Annotated in this window: 17 protein-coding genes and 1 tRNA gene; 8 read left to right on the top strand and 10 right to left on the bottom strand. The window is 61.5% G+C overall.

Annotated elements, in window-relative coordinates; translation table 11 throughout:
• Positions 1-321 precede the first annotated feature (321 nt).
• From QM649_RS11395 to aroB, 5 genes are all read right to left on the bottom strand, one after another.
• Positions 322-398: transfer RNA gene (locus tag QM649_RS11395), tRNA-Asp, on the bottom strand.
• A gap of 263 nt (positions 399-661) precedes the next feature.
• Positions 662-1,483, bottom strand: coding sequence for a PASTA domain-containing protein (locus tag QM649_RS11400; protein ID WP_415199165.1), 822 nt, complete (start codon positions 1,481-1,483; stop codon positions 662-664).
• A 6-nt stretch (positions 1,484-1,489) separates the two neighbouring features.
• Positions 1,490-1,891: an OsmC family protein gene (locus QM649_RS11405; protein ID WP_415199166.1), complete on the bottom strand. Its 402-nt coding sequence runs from the start codon at positions 1,889-1,891 to the stop codon at positions 1,490-1,492.
• A gap of 53 nt (positions 1,892-1,944) precedes the next feature.
• Positions 1,945-2,706 (bottom strand): ubiquinone/menaquinone biosynthesis methyltransferase, encoded by a 762-nt coding sequence (locus QM649_RS11410; RefSeq protein ID WP_415199167.1) that lies wholly within the window; start codon positions 2,704-2,706, stop codon positions 1,945-1,947.
• Positions 2,703-3,794, bottom strand: coding sequence for a 3-dehydroquinate synthase (gene aroB, locus QM649_RS11415; RefSeq protein WP_415199168.1), 1,092 nt, complete (start codon positions 3,792-3,794; stop codon positions 2,703-2,705). Before aroB ends, QM649_RS11410 begins: the two co-directional genes overlap by 4 nt.
• 94 nt (positions 3,795-3,888) lie before the next feature.
• Between aroB and nadB the strand changes: the two genes are divergently transcribed.
• Positions 3,889-5,511 (top strand): L-aspartate oxidase, encoded by a 1,623-nt coding sequence (nadB, locus tag QM649_RS11420; RefSeq protein ID WP_415199169.1) that lies wholly within the window; start codon positions 3,889-3,891, stop codon positions 5,509-5,511.
• On the opposite strand, the gene QM649_RS11425 is transcribed toward nadB, so the two are convergent.
• Genes QM649_RS11425 through QM649_RS11440 form a run of 4 tightly spaced genes read right to left on the bottom strand, consistent with a single transcriptional unit; the run spans position 5,492 to position 8,577 of the window.
• Positions 5,492-6,385 carry a TerC/Alx family metal homeostasis membrane protein gene (locus QM649_RS11425; protein ID WP_415199170.1) on the bottom strand — a complete coding sequence of 298 codons (894 nt, stop codon included), beginning with the start codon at positions 6,383-6,385 and terminating at the stop codon, positions 5,492-5,494. The two genes, nadB and QM649_RS11425, sit on opposite strands and share 20 nt — an antisense overlap.
• Entirely contained in the window at positions 6,382-7,281 is a 900-nt protein-coding gene (locus QM649_RS11430) for a M28 family peptidase (protein ID WP_415199171.1), read from the bottom strand. The genes QM649_RS11425 and QM649_RS11430 overlap by 4 nt, the downstream gene beginning before the upstream one ends.
• Entirely contained in the window at positions 7,278-8,093 is an 816-nt protein-coding gene (tatC, locus tag QM649_RS11435) for a twin-arginine translocase subunit TatC (RefSeq protein ID WP_415199172.1), read from the bottom strand. Before tatC ends, QM649_RS11430 begins: the two co-directional genes overlap by 4 nt.
• Positions 8,086-8,577 (bottom strand): twin-arginine translocase TatA/TatE family subunit, encoded by a 492-nt coding sequence (locus tag QM649_RS11440; protein WP_415199173.1) that lies wholly within the window; start codon positions 8,575-8,577, stop codon positions 8,086-8,088. The genes tatC and QM649_RS11440 overlap by 8 nt, the downstream gene beginning before the upstream one ends.
• A 371-nt stretch (positions 8,578-8,948) precedes the next feature.
• Between QM649_RS11440 and nadA the strand changes: the two genes are divergently transcribed.
• Together nadA and QM649_RS11450 are read left to right on the top strand one after the other, a co-directional pair.
• A complete protein-coding gene (nadA, locus tag QM649_RS11445) occupies positions 8,949-10,109 on the top strand; it encodes a quinolinate synthase NadA (RefSeq protein ID WP_415199181.1) in 1,161 nt (386 codons plus the stop codon).
• A 153-nt stretch (positions 10,110-10,262) separates the two neighbouring features.
• Entirely contained in the window at positions 10,263-10,712 is a 450-nt protein-coding gene (locus QM649_RS11450) for a DUF2203 domain-containing protein (protein ID WP_415199174.1), read from the top strand.
• A 281-nt stretch (positions 10,713-10,993) separates the two neighbouring features.
• On the opposite strand, the gene QM649_RS11455 is transcribed toward QM649_RS11450, so the two are convergent.
• The gene (locus QM649_RS11455) at positions 10,994-11,386 is read right to left on the bottom strand and encodes a VOC family protein (protein WP_415199175.1); all 393 of its coding nucleotides are present in this window, start codon (positions 11,384-11,386) and stop codon (positions 10,994-10,996) included.
• 179 nt (positions 11,387-11,565) lie between these two features.
• On the opposite strand from QM649_RS11455, the gene QM649_RS11460 reads away from it, so the two are divergent.
• The 5 genes from QM649_RS11460 to QM649_RS11480 form a co-directional block, all read left to right on the top strand.
• Positions 11,566-12,015: a Fur family transcriptional regulator gene (locus QM649_RS11460; protein WP_415199176.1), complete on the top strand. Its 450-nt coding sequence runs from the start codon at positions 11,566-11,568 to the stop codon at positions 12,013-12,015.
• 79 nt (positions 12,016-12,094) lie between these two features.
• Entirely contained in the window at positions 12,095-12,631 is a 537-nt protein-coding gene (locus QM649_RS11465; RefSeq protein WP_415199177.1) for a peroxiredoxin, read from the top strand.
• A 141-nt stretch (positions 12,632-12,772) separates the two neighbouring features.
• Positions 12,773-13,324, top strand: a complete 552-nt coding sequence (locus tag QM649_RS11470) for a carboxymuconolactone decarboxylase family protein (RefSeq protein WP_415199178.1) — start codon at positions 12,773-12,775, stop codon at positions 13,322-13,324.
• A 269-nt stretch (positions 13,325-13,593) separates the two neighbouring features.
• The gene (locus QM649_RS11475; RefSeq protein WP_415199179.1) at positions 13,594-14,694 is read left to right on the top strand and encodes a lactonase family protein; all 1,101 of its coding nucleotides are present in this window, start codon (positions 13,594-13,596) and stop codon (positions 14,692-14,694) included.
• A gap of 236 nt (positions 14,695-14,930) precedes the next feature.
• The coding region (locus tag QM649_RS11480) for an SH3 domain-containing protein (protein WP_415199180.1) at positions 14,931-15,956 on the top strand (1,026 nt) is incomplete at its 3' end.

Consider the following 15,956-nt stretch of genomic DNA (forward strand, 5'->3'; position numbering starts at 1 on the left):
TCAAGACTTGGCATGTCGGAGATGGGGTTCGGCTTGCGAGGTCGCCATCTGAAACAGCATGCCCGATCGTCTTGGCCCATTTCGTTACGCCGCGTCGATACACGCGGCGATATCAGCGATCAAACGTGAGGCCAATAACTGGGTCATGGAGATGGTGATCGAGGCGGGTAAAACCGGCTTTCAGCACCCTCGAGAGGGGAACAGCACTTGCTCGATGGCAGCAAAAAGGGTGCTGAGAAATCTCAGCACCCTTTAGCACCCTCGGGGGTAAATTCTAATCTTGCCACTGTGCCGCTAAATCGTTCATTATCTTCGATTTAGTGGCGGGGACGACGGGGCTCGAACCCGCGACCTCTGCCGTGACAGGGCAGCGCTCTAACCAACTGAGCTACGTCCCCAACTTGCCTCAACTTCTTGATTCCATACTACATAGAAGCGAGGAACTTTGCAACATCTGTGCTTTCGCACCGTTCTTTGCTGTAGGGGCTTGATACTTGGAGGCGCTCAGCAAAGGAGCTGCGCTCGTACCGAACAAGAACCACAACTGCAACCAACAAATTCAATATAGCAGAAACAGAGGCTTTAATTTCCACTGTTTAGCCATTTTCGGAGCAGCGTCTCCGAAAATCGTGCTTGCTTTGGTGCAAAGCTCCGCGCGCTCTTATTCCGCTACCGTCAGTGTTACGAATCCGCCTGCTTCAACGCGCGATCCCGCAGCTGGCAGCTGCGCTGTAACGGTGCCGATCGCAGGACCGGACGCCGTTACAGATCCGGGCGCTGCGGCGGCCGTTAGCGACGGTGCAACATTCACGGTAACTGCAGGCTGCCCCGAAGATGACTGCGGAGCCGTGCCGGCGCCAGGCGTCGTTTGCGTCCGCATAGGAGCAAGCGTGAGCCCTGCGTGCGTAATCTCCAAGGCTGCGCTGGTGTAGCTTTGCCCGATGAAGTTCGGCATCACGTAGCCGCCGTTGTCCTGCTGTGGCGCGGCAGCGGTCAGCAGGCTCACCGTCGGTCGCTCCACACCGGACGCATTCGGCAGCGGCGTCTGCGCCACCACGTAGCCCTCCGTCGTATAGGCATCGGGCATCTCCGCCTGCTCGCCCAGTTCGAGACCCATGCGGCGGATCTGGATCGCGGCCACGCGTGCATCCGAGCCGACGAGATTCGGGATCGCCACCTTTTGCGGGCCGAGGCTTTCGACGAGCCGCACATGCCAGTCCTTGCGCACCACCGTGCCGGCGCGCGGCGTCTGCCCGTCCACATGGCCCACCGGGATATCGAGGCTGTACGAGTGCGCATCCACGTCGATGTTGAGCCCCAGCGCGGCCGCGCGGCTGGTCGCCTCGTTCACCGTCATATCCTTGAAGTCGGGAACTGACACCTCCGCACCGTGGATGGCAAAGTGCATCGTCACCACGGCGGAGATGAGGGCAACGGCCGCCAGCATCAGCAGCACCAGCACGAATTGAAAGGCCCGCAGCATCCTGAGTTAGCCGGCAATCTCAATGGCGTAATCGATCTCGACCGACTTCTCCAGCATCAGCGACACCGAGCAGTACTTCTCCTTGGAAAGCGCAACGGCATCTTCGGCAGCCTTCTGCGAGACGCCGCCTTCGATGCGATAGACGAGGTGAATCTTTGTGAAGACGCGCGGCGCCTCCGCAGGCTGTTCAGCGTTTGCCGAGACGGTGAGGCCGGTGATCGGCTCGCGCTTCTTCTTGAGAATGTTCACCACGTCGACCGAGGTGCAGCCGCACAGCGCCGCCAGCACCATCTCCATGGGGCTGGGGCCTGCAGCGTGTTCACTGGTCGCGTCAAAGGTGATGCTGTGGCCGCTCTCCGAGCGGCCCTCGAACAGCAGTCCGTCTTTCCATATCGAGCTGGCAATCATGTCGTGCATCTCCTTCTGATTTCTTGCATATGTTCACTATTTATTTGCAGCCTCTATCGTTTCACGGCGCGATAAAGTCCGGCGATGCCGAAGGTATATGGTGTCCAGGAAACATCGGCGAATCCGACCTTGCGCATCAGCGGGAGCATCTCCTCCGGAGGAGGGAAGTTCGCCACCGAGGACGGCAGGTAGGCATATGCGCTGCCCATGCCGCTGAGCTTCGCACCGATGGCCGGCAACACTCGCCGGAAGTAAAACGCATAGAACTTGCCGAGTGCGCCGCCCGGCTCGCTGAAGTCGAGAATGCCGAGCTGCCCGCCCGGCGCGAGCGCGCGATAGAACTCACGCAGTCCCGCCTCGTAGTTCGCCAGGTTGCGAAAGCCGAAAGCCGAGGTGATCAGGTCGAGTGAAGCAGGCGCAACCGGCAGATGCAGCGCATCGGCCTCAATCGCGACCGCGCCGCCATTATTTGATTTCAGCCGCGCGAACTTCTCCGCGCCCCGCGCCAGCATGCCGTGCGAAAAGTCGGCAGCCAGCACCGGCCGCGCGCCCTGCGGCCTGCGTTTCAGCAGCGCGAGCGTCATGTCGCCCGTGCCGCAGCAGATGTCGAGCACCGTCGCATCGCCGCGCTTCAGCACCGCGTCGAAACGACGCGCCGTGCGCCACCACCAGTAGCGATCCACGTTGCACGAAAGCACGTGATTCAGCAGGTCGTAACGATGCGCGATCTGGTTGAACATCTGCTGCACGCCCGCAGCCGAGCTCACCTCATCGGTGGCGCCCACGGGACGTGCGCCGCTGGCCGAAGGGCTCATCGCGCAGCCTCGGCTAGCGTCCAGTCGATGATGCTTTCGAGCTCCACATCGGTCACGTCTTCGACCACGATCGACTTGCCCACGCCTTCCGTGAGGATGAAGCGTCGCACGCCGGCCTTGTTCTTCTTGTCGCGGCCCGCAGCGTCCAACAGTGCCGAGGTCTTCGCGCGGAAGGCTGGCAGCGGCCCATAGGCGCGGATCACTGTCTCGATGCGCGCAGCCTCTTTCTCTGAGATCACGCCACGGCGGCGGCTCAGCTCGAGCGCGGCTAGCATGCCCCAGCCCACGGCCTCGCCGTGCAGCAGCTTCTTATAGCCGGTCGCTGCCTCGATCGCATGGCCAACCGTGTGCCCGAAATTCAGAATCATGCGCAGGCCGTTCTCGCGCTCGTCGATGCCCACCACCTCGGCCTTCATCGCGACAGACGCCGCGATCACCTTCTGCAGCGCAGCCTCGTCGCCGCTCAGCACCAGGTCGCTCTGCTTTTCGAGAAAGCGGAAGAGCGACGCATCGCGGATGATGCCTGCCTTCACGCTCTCGAACAGTCCAGCGCGCAGCTCGCGTGCGGGCAGCGTCTTCAGCGTGCTCACATCGGCAAAAACAGCCTGCGGATGATGAAAGCTGCCGATGAGATTCTTGCCCGTGGCCAGGTTCGCGCCGGTCTTTCCGCCAACGGACGAATCCACCTGCGCCAGCAGCGTGGTCGGAATCTGGATGTACGGAATCCCGCGCATGTAGATTGCTGCGAGGAAGCCGCCCATATCGCCGATAATGCCGCCGCCGAAGGCGATCAGCAGGGAAGCGCGATCGCCGCCCGCATCGGCCATCTCTGTCGCCAGCCGTTCGATCTGCGCCATGCGCTTATAAGTTTCGCCGGGCGGCAGAAACAGCACCGAAGGCGCTTCGTCGAAGCCGGCCGCAAGTGTCTCACCCCACAGCGCCCAGATCTCCGGCGAGGTCAGCACGAAGACCCGTCGGCGGCCCTTGCCGAACTGGCGGCGAATCTTGTCAGGAACAGTCTTCAGCAGGCCAGACCCTACAAATACGGGGTAGGCGGCAGACGCGGTCTTTACGGCAATCGTGCGCACAATGTCTTCATCGTATCGAAGCTGCGAACCTTTTGCCGAGCCTGTCGCGTCTAAGGAGGTTGCTCGAATAAGCTGAAAGTGGAGTGCAATCGTGATGGTGACTGCTACAGATTTCGATTTTCTCGTCGTAGGCTCGGGAATTGCCGGGCTGCGCGCCGCCCTGGGCCTCGCCGATTCCGGACGCGTGCTGGTGGTCACCAAGGAAGCGCTGGGCGAATCGAACACCCACTACGCGCAGGGCGGCATTGCCGTCGCGCTCAGTGGCGATGAGGACGTGGCCCTGCACCTCGAGGACACGCTCGGCGCGGGCGATGGCCTCGTGGATCGCGAAGCCGCGCGCGTGCTCGTCGAAGAAGGTCCGGTGCGCGTGCACGAGCTGCTCGACTGGGGCACCGGCTTCGATCGCGAAAACGGCGAGCTGATGCTCACGCGCGAAGGCGCCCACAGCCGCAACCGCATCCTGCACGCAAACGGAGACGCCACTGGCGCCGAAATTGGCCGCTCATTGCTGGCGCAGGTCCGTCAGCATGACCGCATCACGCTGCTCGGGTACGCGACCCTCGTGGAGCTTCTTGTCTCGGACGGCGAAGTCACCGGTGCTCGCATCATCGAGACAGAGGGGGACGCGCCGGGGCGAACATTCGTTGTTCACGCCCGCGCCGTGCTGTTGGCCAGCGGAGGCGCAGGCCAGGTCTACAGCGATACGACGAATCCATCCGTGGCCACCGGCGACGGCATTGCGCTCGCCTGGCGCGCTGGGGCCGAGATCGCCGACATGGAGTTCTACCAGTTCCATCCCACGGCGCTCTCGCTGCCAGGCGTGCCGAGATTCCTGATGTCCGAAGCGCTCCGCGGTGAAGGCGCATATCTGCGCAATGCCGCCGGTGAGCGCTTCATGGAGCGCTACCACCCGCTGCTCGAGCTCGCACCGCGCGACGTCGTGGCCCGCGCCATCACGCGCGAAGGCTTCGCGGCAGACGGTTCATCGCAGCTCGTATATCTAGACATGCGCCACGTGCGCGATCTCCATCCCGGCCTCGATCTCGTGCAGCGCTTTCCCGGCATCTCCGCCTTCCTCGCGCAGCACAATCTCAGCCTTGCGAATGACCTGATCCCCATCCGCCCCGCCGCGCACTATCTCATGGGCGGCATCCGCACCGATCTCGATGGCCGAACCAGCCTGCCGCGCCTCTACGCCGCGGGAGAAGCCGCATGCACCGGCGTGCACGGCGCGAACCGCCTCGCCAGCAACTCGCTGCTCGAAGGTCTGGTCTTCGGAGCGCGTGCCGCGGAGGCCATGCGTGAAGAAGCGCCGCTGCCAAAGCCTGCACCGGCCATTGCATCCGCCCCACAGAGCGAAGGCAATATCGCGGAACGCCGCACAGAGCTTCAGCAGAGGATGTGGCGCGATGCCGGCCTGTTACGCGATCGCGCAGGTCTCGAAGCCATGCGTGACTATCTCGCGGAGCACCCTGCGCCGGCCACGGTTGCTCTCGATCGGGAAGCCATCGAGTACGCCAGCCTGCATGCTGTCGCGAGCCTCATCGTGCATTCGGCGCTCGCACGAGAAGAGAGCCGGGGTGCGCACTTCCGCAGCGACTTCGCGCAGCGCGACGACGCCCGCTATCGCAGGCACACGGTGATCCGGAAAGAAGTACTGAGCCTCGCGGACAGCGTAGCCGCCGTAAGCCCCGCGGCTACGCCTGTTTCGCGGTAACCCGGCTGGCAACGGTAAAGATGCCCAGCACGATCACGATGAAGGCCAGCGACCACGTCACTGGCACTTCGTACCAGTGGCTGATCAGCATCTTGATGCCGACGAACGCGAGAATCAGCGCAAGCCCGTAGTGCAGCAGGCGCAGCTTGTCGAGCGCGCTCGAGAGCGCGAAGTACAGCGAGCGCAGGCCGAGAATCGCGAAGATATTCGACGTGTAGACCACGAAGGTGTTGCGCGTGATGGCCAGTACCGCTGGGATCGAGTCAAGCGCGAAGATCAGGTCCGTGAGCTCGACCGCCAGCACGATCAGCAGGAAAGCCGACATCGCAGGTTTGCCGCCGACATTCTGCAGTGACTGCTTTTGCAGCCAGCGAATCGGCCCCGACGGCTCCTCGTTCTCTTCCTTGTGCTTGATCAGCCGCGCTGCTGCGTACAGCAGGAAGGCCCCGAAGACATACTCCACCCATGCAAAGCGGGCGAGCAGGGAAGTACCCACCGCGATAAAGATCGCGCGCATCACGATCGCGCCGAGCACGCCCCACAGCAGCACGCGCCGCTGCTGATCCGTGTCCAGCCTGAGCGTGCGGAACATCAGCAGAAACACGAACAGGTTGTCGACGCTCAGCGAGCCTTCGACAAGATAACCCGACAGAAACTCAAGCGCCGGCTGTTTGCCCTGGGTCTGCGAAAGGAACAGCGCGAAGAAAAAGGCCATCGCGGCCAGCACGCATGTCCAGCCCCACGCCGCCTTTACCGATCCGCTTTTGCTGCGCTGGAGAAAGACAAGATCCACCAGCAGCAGCACCGCCACAATGACGTGAAAGCCGATCCAGAAGGCAGGCGTTGCGCCGGCAAATGTGTGTCCTTCCGTCATCGCTGGTCGAGAAGATGGATCGTTTCGAGGAAGACGTCGCCGGAGATCGTCAGGCTCTTCGCGCTCAGCTTATCCATCGTGTCTTCCACCGTGTGGTGGTAGGCATTCTCGTAGCCGTAATCCAGATCGATCACATCGGCTACCGGCACGCCCTTTTGCACAAAGGGCAGGTGATCGTCCTCGATCATGCTCTCCTGCTGGAAGAAATACGACTGATAGCCGAAGTGCTCCGCTGCCTTCTCCACCACATCCAGCACCCACGGCGTCGAGTTCTTGTCGCGGCAGATGTCGAGGTCCTTGTCGCCGATCATATCCGCGAGCAGGAACGCCTTGATCTGCGGCAGCGTGCCGTCCTTCTGCCACTTCTCCGAGAGATGCTTGCTGCCGTAGAGCGAGTCTTCCGCCGTCCAGCTCTTCACGGCCTCTTCGCCGTCGAAGAAGACCAACCACACGCTGTAGCCGTCCTGCTCGTGGCCGCGCAGATAGTTCGCCAGCTCGATCAGCAGCCCCGTTGTCGCGCCGCCGTCGTTCGCGCCCACAAAGTTGATGTTCCGCAGCGGCCAGTTCGTCTCGTAGTGCGTGGCCAGTACGATCACGCCCTTCTTCTTGCCCGGAAAACGGACGATGTAGTTGTGCATCGTCTGCGGACCCACGGCGGTGTTCGCCGTGAAGGTGTCTTCCTCGAGCTGATCGTGCGCAAACTGTTTTTTGAGGAACGCCTCGGCCTTCGCATGGCCGGGGCTGCCGTTAAAGCGTGGGCCAATGGCCACGAACTGGCGCGTGTAATCCAGCGCCTTCTGGCCGTTAAAGATGTCCTGCGTCTGCGCGTGTGCAGGCATCACGCCGGCGGCAAGCGCCAGCCCCATCGCAGCCATCACCGAACGAAGCTTCATCATCCTCTGGACTCCTCGATTTCCTTCCGCCTGCGCCGCGTTGCCGGATGCACCATGAACGACACGCCGATGCTGATGACGTAGAGCGCCAGCAGCGGCAAAGCAAAGACGCACATCGTCAGTGGGTCCGGCGTCGGTGTGATGATGGCGGCAATGATGAACACGATCAGCACCGCGAAGCGGATGTTCTTCCACAAAAACTTCGGGCTCACGATGCCGAAGAGCGAGAGGAAGAGCACGAAGATCGGCAGCTCGAACGCAATGCCGAGGCCCAGGATCACCGTCAGGAAAAGATCGGTGTACTCGCTGACTTCGATCAGCGGCTGAAAGTCATGGCTATACGTGAAGAGGAAGTCGAGCGAGCCCGGGAAGACCCAGCGATAGCCGAAATACGCGCCGCCCAGGAACAGGCTCACCGTGGCGAGCATGAACGGCATCACGTACTTCTTTTCGTTCTTGTAGAGGCCGGGCGAAATAAACAGCCATGCCTGGTACAGGATGAACGGCGCCGCGATGATGCAGCCCGCCATGAAGCTGATTTTAAGGTACATGTTGAACCCGTCGACCGGGTTGTGGATGACCAGCTTGGTCGGCAGGTTGTGCTTCTTGAGCGCGAACGTGATCGGCGCCTGCATCAGCCGGTAAATCTTCTCGTGGAAGCCATAGGCCACGCAGAAGCCGGCAATCAGGTAGACAACCGCATGGATGAGTCTGCGGCGCAGCTCTTCCAGGTGCTCGATAAGGCTCATGCCCGGCAGGTCAGCGCGTTCGCTTACGGCTTTCCGGGCCTTGTCGAGAAGTTCTTCCTCATCCATGTTGGGTAGTGGCCTGCGTGCTCCCGGCGTTGACCGGGCTTTCGTGGGTGTCCGTCGTGGTGCCGGCGTGGTTCGGGGTCGCGCTTGTATGCGTGTGGAAGGTCTCATCCACCGGCTGCGGCTGGGCAGGCTGCAACGGCGGCATTTCGGTCGACATCACCGCGCCGAAAGGATCGTTGGTCGCCACCGGCGTTCCGGTAGAAGGAGGCAGAATAGCGGGCCCAGTCGATGCAGGGCTGGTAGCGCTTGCGGCAGGAGTCTCCGCCCCAGGAGTCGTCTGCGAGGCGGCAGCTTCCAGCTTCTTCTGGCGCTCCTGTTGTTCGAGCGTGCGCAGTTCTTCGTCGATCTGCGCTTTGAATTCATTGGAGGCGCGGCGGAACTCGACCAGCAGCTTGCCGATCTGCCGGCCGATTTCGGGCAGTTTTTTCGGCCCGAATAGGATCAGCGCGAGCACGAAAATCAGGATGGAATCGGCAAAGTGCATCGGAACCTAATGATACCCGTGGCCTTGCCGCCTCACAAATGTGCAAACCTCTTCCGCTGCTCCGCCGTCTCCATACCTGTGGCCGGCAGCCCAACACCGGTTACGGCTGTATTAAACTGATTGCATTGGAAGGCCTTGTCCGGACGCTTTGCAGCGCTCGCTGCGACCTGTGGACGGCATCGCGCATCCATTGAACTAAGGACGGCAACATCCCCGTCGATTGGGTGGCTCTGGCATCCTCCAGGACCGCAGTGAATCGACTGCCGCCCGGCATAATTCGGCCTGATAGCTAGGCCGGGAGCTTTCAACATCCCCGTCCCCGGAGTCTCGCGGTCTCCGTTAGGACTGAAGGCGGAAGAGCATTGAGTTTACTGGAACTGGAAGTCCCCGCACCGTACGCGGCTGACGCGGATGCGCAGCCCGATACCTGCTCGCTCGATAACTATCTCCAGCTGCCCGACAACAGCATGGACGAGCGGATTGCCGCTGCCCGCAAAAAGCTGGGCGCCTCCACCATCATTCTTGGCCATCACTACCAGCGCGACGAAGTGATCCGCTTCGCCGACTACACCGGCGACTCCTACAAACTTTCGAAGATCGCCTCAGAGACCAGCGCCGACTACCTCGTCTTCTGTGGCGTGCACTTCATGGCGGAGAGCGCTGACGTGCTCGGCCGCGATGACGCCGAAGGCCGCCCCGGCCAGCAGGTGATCCTGCCCGATCTCAACGCCGGCTGTTCCATGGCCGATATGGCCGAGATCAGCCAGGTGGAAGATTGCTGGGATACGCTGGCCCGCGCCGGTCTCACGGAAGGCACGATCCTGCCCCTGACCTACATGAACTCGACCGCAGCCATCAAGGCTTTCTGCGGCGAGCGTGGCGGTCTGGTCTGCACCTCTTCGAACGCACGCGGAGCCTTTGAATGGGCCTTCGCCCGGGCAGAAAAAATCCTCTTCCTGCCCGATCAGCATCTCGGCCGCAACACCGCCTTCGCCATGGGCATTCCCATGGACCAGATGGTGGTCTACGATCCGTACCAGATCAACGGCGGCATCACGCCCGAGCGCCTCAAGGCCGCAAAGGTCATTCTCTGGAAGGGCCACTGCTCCGTACACCAGCGCTTCCTGCCGCAGCATGTCGATCAGGTCCGCGCCAAGTACCCCGGCATCCAGGTCATCGTGCATCCCGAATGCCGCTGGGAAGTCTGCCAGAAAGCTGACGAACTCGGCTCGACCGAGCGGCTCATCAAGCTGGTAACCGACGCGCCCGAAGGCTCGATGTTCGCCATCGGCACCGAGATCCATCTCGTAAACCGCCTGGCCAAAGAATTCGCGCCAAAGGGCAAGAAGATCATCACCCTCGACGACACCGGCTGCCTCTGCACCACCATGTACCGCATCAGTCCGCAGCATCTCGCATGGACTCTGGAGAACCTGATCGAAGGCCGCGTGGTGAACCACATCAAGGTGCGCGACGAGGTCAAGCACTGGGCGCGCGTGGCCCTGGCCCGCATGCTCGAAGTCAAGGCTTAAAGCTTCTGGGCGGCCCCGTGCAAGTCTGCTGTTGGCTTGCATGGGGTGCACATCAACCCATATTTACCGGGTACCCCACCCGCCCTCGCAATTGGGATGGGTGGGTCTCACATGAACTCGTTTCGAAGGCACAACAGAATCAGAAGTAGAAAAATGAAGACCTTCACCTTAGACGAAGCCCAGTCCTTGCTGCCGATCCTCGAATCCCTCCTGCGCCGTGCCTCCGATGGCCGCCGTCAGGCAGCGATCCTTGAGGAGCGCTTACAGGATCTGACCCGCCGCATCATGTTCGCCGGCGGCATGCGTGTCGACGTGGCCCGCGTCGGTCGCGATCGCGCGCAGATGGAAACCTTCGCCCAGCAGGCCAAGGATGCCATGGATGAGATCGACGCCATCGGCGTGCAGGTGAAGGATCTCGATACCGGCCTGCTCGACTTTCCCTGCGAACTCGACGGCGAGATCGTGCTCCTCTGCTGGCGTCTCGGCGAGCCGCTGATCGGCTACTGGCACACCATGGACGCAGGCTTCCGCGGCCGCCAGCCAATCGACGAGCGCTTCCAGCCCGGAAAAGCCAAAGACCCCAAGAACGAGCGCCCGAACTAATTTCGCTCTCCGAGCCCTCTGCTTTCCTTGGCAGGGCAGGGAATTGTCATTCCGACCGAAGCGACCAAAGTGATCGCAGTGGGGGGGATCTGCAGTTCTCTCCTGCGCATGTCGAAATGCGGGCGCCCCATCCAGGCTCCGCTTGGGTGGGAGTGTATGAACCCAACCACGCCGCCCAAGCGAACGGAGACGAATGGCAGGAAACAAGCCTGTCATCCCGACCGAAGTGGAGGGACCTGCGGTTTGCTCGTACAGACGAAGGTGCGATCGGAAGATAAGCCCTAAACTATCCCTGAAGCATCCAGCCGAAAGTCATAGAAAACACGGATCAGATTCCCATCCGGATCGGCAGCGAGAAACTCCCGCAGCTTCCAGGGCTTGTCTTCAGGCTCGGAGACGAACCTGGCGCCGGAAGACTTCCATTCCGCAAAAAGCGCATCCACCTCGGCCTTGCTCTCGAGATTGATCCAGATGACCACCGGTCCGGCGTTCCCGTAATGCTCCCGGAAACTGGCGTTGGTGAGAAACAGCCGGCTGCTTCCCCGCGATATCCCCGCAATGCCGCCGGCTTCATCGCCCCAATCGAGCGTGAAACCCAGCGTACGCACGTAATAGGTCACCGCATGATCCACCTCGGCAACCGGGATCTCGGGAACAGCAGCATGGAGGTGCATGACGGAGGCTCCTGTCATGGAAGCATAACCCTCCGATGCCCGTGAGCCAATCGCTGAAACTTCGTAAACTTCTGTTTCATCCAACTTGATGAAACGCCGCAGGATACGCAAGGGAGCAGGGCTTCTTTGATAGCTCTTGACGGATAATAATTATTATCATCTAATAGCTTTTAGAGATCATGGACACCGAAATCAACCAGCTTCGTACCGAATGTTTTCGCGCCCTCTGCGAGACGGCCGGTATTGCCGTGACCCATCAGCGGCAGGTGGTCTATGAGGAGCTGTGCGTCATGCATGGCCATCCGAGCCCGGAAGAGGTCTATGGCCGCGTCCGTAGCCGCATTCCTTCCATCTCTCTGGCGACGGTCTACAAGACCATTCACCTCTTCATCGAAAGCGGCGTCTTTCGCGAGGTGAGCCTGCATCACGGAACGCTTCGGGTGGAAACCAACGCCCGGCCGCACCATCATCTGGTCTGCACCCAGTGCAAGGCCATTCGTGACATTGACGCAGAAGAGCTCGGTCTCACGCCTGCTGAAGGCCAGCTCTCCGACGGTTTCCTCGTGCAGCGTTATGCCGTGGATGTCCTCGGCCTTTGTGCCGGGTGCCAGAAGTCTGCTCCGCAATAATCCATTTTTTATCCGCCACTGTTGTTCCCGAAACAGGCATTCGATACCGCTGTATCTAACCCATTCTTAAGGAGTCTTCATGCTTACTGTCGGCGAAAAGTTCCCCTCTTTTAACGTTACCGCTACCGTCAGCACCGATCAGGCCAAGGCCTTCGAGACCATCACCGAGCAGAGCTATCCCGGCAAGTGGAAGGTCTACTTCTTCTGGCCCAAGGACTTCACCTTCGTCTGCCCGACCGAGATCGCTGCCTTCGGCAAGATCAACAACGAGTTTGCTGATCGCGATGCCCAGGTTCTGGGCGGCAGCACCGACTCCGAGTTCGTTCACCTCGCGTGGCGCAACAACCATGCCGATCTGAAGGACCTGCCTTTCCCCATGCTCTCGGACATCAAGCGTGACCTGACCGAGCAGCTCGGCATCCTCGACCTGAGCGCCGGTGTGGCGCAGCGCGCGACCTTCATCGTCGATCCCGAGAACATCATCCGCTTCGTCTACGTCACCGACCTCTCGGTGGGCCGCAACCCGCAGGAAGTTCTGCGCGTACTCGATGCTCTGCAGACCGATGAGCTCTGCCCCTGCAACTGGCAGAAGGGCGAAGCCACCCTCAACGCGTAAGCGTGACTCGGACTAAAACCGCAGGGGCGGCGCTCAAAAGGCGCCGCCTTCCTGCTCTCAGGCGGAATCTGGCGCCTGCGCCCGGCTGTCCAGCCGGACTGCGGTCGTGCGCACGCTCCGCGAAAGGAAAGGACCTTTACCATGGCTATCGATACCCTGATTGATTCACTGCCTTCCTATGCGAAGGATCTCAAGCTGAACTACTCCACCCTGATCCGCCAGAACACCGAGCTGACCCCGCAGCAGCTGTGGGGCACGGTCGTTGCCTCGGCTATTGCCACCCGCAATGACGATCTGACCACCGCCGTCATCGAAGAGGGTGCGAAGCACCTTTCGGCGCAGGCGCTCGAAGCAGCCAAGTCGGCGGCCGCGGTGATGGGCATGAACAACATCTACTACCGCTTCCTGCACCTGACCTCGAACGAGAAGTACTCGACTCTGCCGGCCAAGCTGCGCATGAATGCCCTGCGCACCCACGGTGTCGAGCACGTAGACTTCGAGCTCTGGGCGCTGGCCGTCTCGGCCATCAACGGCTGCGGCAAGTGCGTCGACTCGCATGAGAAGGTCGTCCGCGACAAGGGCATCAGCGAGGAGCAGATTCTCACCATCGTTCGCATCGCTTCGGTGATTCACGCGATTGGCCCGGTTCTCGACGCCGAGCGTGTCGCCAAGACGGAAGCCGTTGCCGTCTAACACTACAAGATGCAGTTGAGTTGGCCCGCTTCGGCGGGCCTGTTTTTTGCGCGCAACGTTCCAATTCGGCGCGTTTGAGACCGCTTTTCCGTCCTTACATGCAAGCGCTTCGCTGTTCGCTGCGGGCGAGGCGACAAACCGTGACTTCGGGTGTTAACTGGGAGAGCGAAGAGTTCATAAAGCGCTCTCTGCGACTTCATCGCATTCTTCTACGTCGAAAGGTGTGCGTGATTACGATGTTCCCCCGTCCTCGATTCCGGCTTGAGCGCATGAGCGTTCCGGTTCTGCTGGTGATAGCTCTGCTGCTCGCCGGCTGTGGCAAATTCTTTGTGTCGACCACCACCACTACGACCACCACGACCGGCAGCGGAACGGGGAATTACATCTACGTGGCGAATGCCACCACCGGTACTGTGGCCGGATTTTCTCTGTCCACGAGCGGCCTCGCGGTGACGTCGGGCTCAGCCTATTCGCTCGGCGTGGCGCCCAGCTCGATTGCGACGACGCCGAACGGCGCATTCACCTACGTGGCCAGCCTGGCCGGAGCTGTCTATGGCTATTCGGTAGGCACCGGCGGCGCGCTCACGCTGCTCAATGGCGGAAGTGCGGTGATCTCGGAGATCAGCCCGAATGCGATCGCTGTTGACGCTACCGGCAAGTGGCTCGTGGCCGTCGATCTCACGCCGACCGCCTATCTCTTCCAGATCAATACTTCGACCGGCCTGCTGACACAGGCGGGCAGTATTCCTCTCGACGCGGGTACGCCGAATGCGATCACCTTTACCCCTGCGGATACGCTCGCGTACGTCTCTCTGGGCACCGGCGGCGTGGATATCCTGACCTTCAACTCGACGAGCGGATCGCTGGGCAAGACCAACCTCATTCTTTCGCCGAAGAGCACAAACAATGCGGATTACGGCCTGGCCGTCGACCCGGAGAGCAAGTACCTGTTCGTGACGGAAACGGGCCTGAATGCGGTGCGCGCCTTTTCCATCGCCTCGACGGGAGGACTGTCGGAGCTTTCCGGATCGCCGTATGCCACCGGCCTGGGCCCGGTAGCTGTTCTTGTGGATTCGACCGGCAGTTACGTGTACGTGGCGAATCGGACCGACGGCACGATCAGCGCATTCACGCTATCTACCGCCGGAGCGCTCACAAAGGTTAGCGGCTCGCCGTTTACGACAGGCACGGAGCCGTCGGGCCTGGCTGAGGACACAACGGATGCCTACCTGGAGGTAGCCAACGCGGGCGGCTCCCCCGACCTGCAGGTGTTTTCGATTGGCAGCGGTACCGGCGTGCTCACCAGCTTTGCGACAGCGACAACGGGCACCGATCCTACAGGCGCGCTCGCCGTTGTGTCTGCCAAGTAAACAGCACTTTCTTCTGTGGGAGCCCCGGCGCGGGATCCCTCCAGTAAGCCATGGACGCGCCGAGGGGTTTTCCATCAGGTTCCCTGCAGTGCAAATCGCCGAAAAATCTGCACGGATTTGTGTCAGTGACGGTCTATCTCGTTAGAGTAAAAACAATGTCGTACGTAATTGGCCTCCGGCCTCGATCGCGCCGGTTTGCGCGGTCTTCCGCAATTGCTGCCCTGGGACTTGCCCCCGTGCTCGCCACCCTGCTGGTCTCCGGCTGCGCGCGCTTCTCTCCGAAGCCGGCGCAGGAGTATGTGTACGTCTCGGCGAAGCGTACTTTCCTCCGTGACCGTCTCGCCGCCGTCTCCAACCGTGTTGGCGAGGTGAGCAACGGCGAGAAGCTGCTGGTGCTCGACCATGCGCGGCGTTTCTACAAGGTGAAGGACTCCAAGGGCGAGATCGGCTGGATCGATGGGCACATGGTCATCGAGCAGAAGATCTACGACGAGTTCACGGGGCTTCACACGCAGCACCTGCAGGATGCGGTCATCGCAACCGGCGTGCTGCGCGACGACTCCTACGTGCACGTGACACCTGGCCGCCAGGCAGACCATTTCTACCTGCTGCCGGAGAACACCAAGCTGGAACTGCTGGTGCGTGCCTCGGTGCCGAAGCCGGTGCCGCCGCAGGCCGTGCCCGTGCCGGTTGCGCCCGCCAAGCCGGTTGCAAAGACAAAGAACGGCAAGCCGGTGCCCGTGGTCGATCCGAATGCCCCCGTCTATCAGGACTGGTGGCTGGTGCGGGACGCGCAGGGCCACGCCGGGTGGATCTGGTCGCGCATGCTCGATGTGGACATTCCGGATGCGATCTCCGGTCTCTCCGAGGGGCAGCGCTACGTGGGCGCCTATCTCCTCAAGACCGTCTACGATCCCGATTCGACCTTCCCGGACCATCAGGCGCCGGAGTACGTGACGGTGCTGAATTCGTGGAAGGACGGCCTGCCGTATGACTTCGACCAGATTCGCGTTTTCACCTGGAACACGAAGAAGCATCGCTACGAAACGGCCTTCCGCGATCGCAACCTGCAGGGCTATCTGCCGGTGAAGGTGACGAACGGCACATTCGACAACCAGCAGGAGCCGGTGTTCACCTTCCAGACTTCGCCCGACCCGGACATCCCCATCGATCCCGCGACTGGAACCTCGAAGCCGGCGCATCTGGATACGGAGAGCTTCCGGCTCGAAGGTGCGCTGGTGAAGAAGGTCGGTCCGGTGGAG

Source organism: Silvibacterium sp., assembly GCF_047605705.1.
Taxonomy (GTDB): Bacteria; Acidobacteriota; Terriglobia; order Terriglobales; family Acidobacteriaceae; genus Silvibacterium.

Bases quoted from the DNA above. Each gene is read 5' to 3' on its own strand.
- nadB (WP_415199169.1), top strand. From the start codon at position 3,889: ATGGTGACTGCTACAGATTTCGATTTTCTCGTCGTAGGCTCGGGAATT.
- QM649_RS11400 (WP_415199165.1), bottom strand. From the start codon at position 1,483: ATGCTGCGGGCCTTTCAATTCGTGCTGGTGCTGCTGATGCTGGCGGCC.
- QM649_RS11440 (WP_415199173.1), bottom strand. From the start codon at position 8,577: ATGCACTTTGCCGATTCCATCCTGATTTTCGTGCTCGCGCTGATCCTA.
- QM649_RS11450 (WP_415199174.1), top strand. From the start codon at position 10,263: ATGAAGACCTTCACCTTAGACGAAGCCCAGTCCTTGCTGCCGATCCTC.
- QM649_RS11455 (WP_415199175.1), bottom strand. From the start codon at position 11,386: ATGCACCTCCATGCTGCTGTTCCCGAGATCCCGGTTGCCGAGGTGGAT.
- QM649_RS11460 (WP_415199176.1), top strand. From the start codon at position 11,566: ATGGACACCGAAATCAACCAGCTTCGTACCGAATGTTTTCGCGCCCTC.
- tatC (WP_415199172.1), bottom strand. From the start codon at position 8,093: ATGGATGAGGAAGAACTTCTCGACAAGGCCCGGAAAGCCGTAAGCGAA.
- QM649_RS11470 (WP_415199178.1), top strand. From the start codon at position 12,773: ATGGCTATCGATACCCTGATTGATTCACTGCCTTCCTATGCGAAGGAT.
- QM649_RS11475 (WP_415199179.1), top strand. From the start codon at position 13,594: ATGAGCGTTCCGGTTCTGCTGGTGATAGCTCTGCTGCTCGCCGGCTGT.
- QM649_RS11465 (WP_415199177.1), top strand. From the start codon at position 12,095: ATGCTTACTGTCGGCGAAAAGTTCCCCTCTTTTAACGTTACCGCTACC.
- QM649_RS11410 (WP_415199167.1), bottom strand. From the start codon at position 2,706: ATGAGCCCTTCGGCCAGCGGCGCACGTCCCGTGGGCGCCACCGATGAG.
- QM649_RS11430 (WP_415199171.1), bottom strand. From the start codon at position 7,281: ATGATGAAGCTTCGTTCGGTGATGGCTGCGATGGGGCTGGCGCTTGCC.
- QM649_RS11425 (WP_415199170.1), bottom strand. From the start codon at position 6,385: ATGACGGAAGGACACACATTTGCCGGCGCAACGCCTGCCTTCTGGATC.
- QM649_RS11405 (WP_415199166.1), bottom strand. From the start codon at position 1,891: ATGATTGCCAGCTCGATATGGAAAGACGGACTGCTGTTCGAGGGCCGC.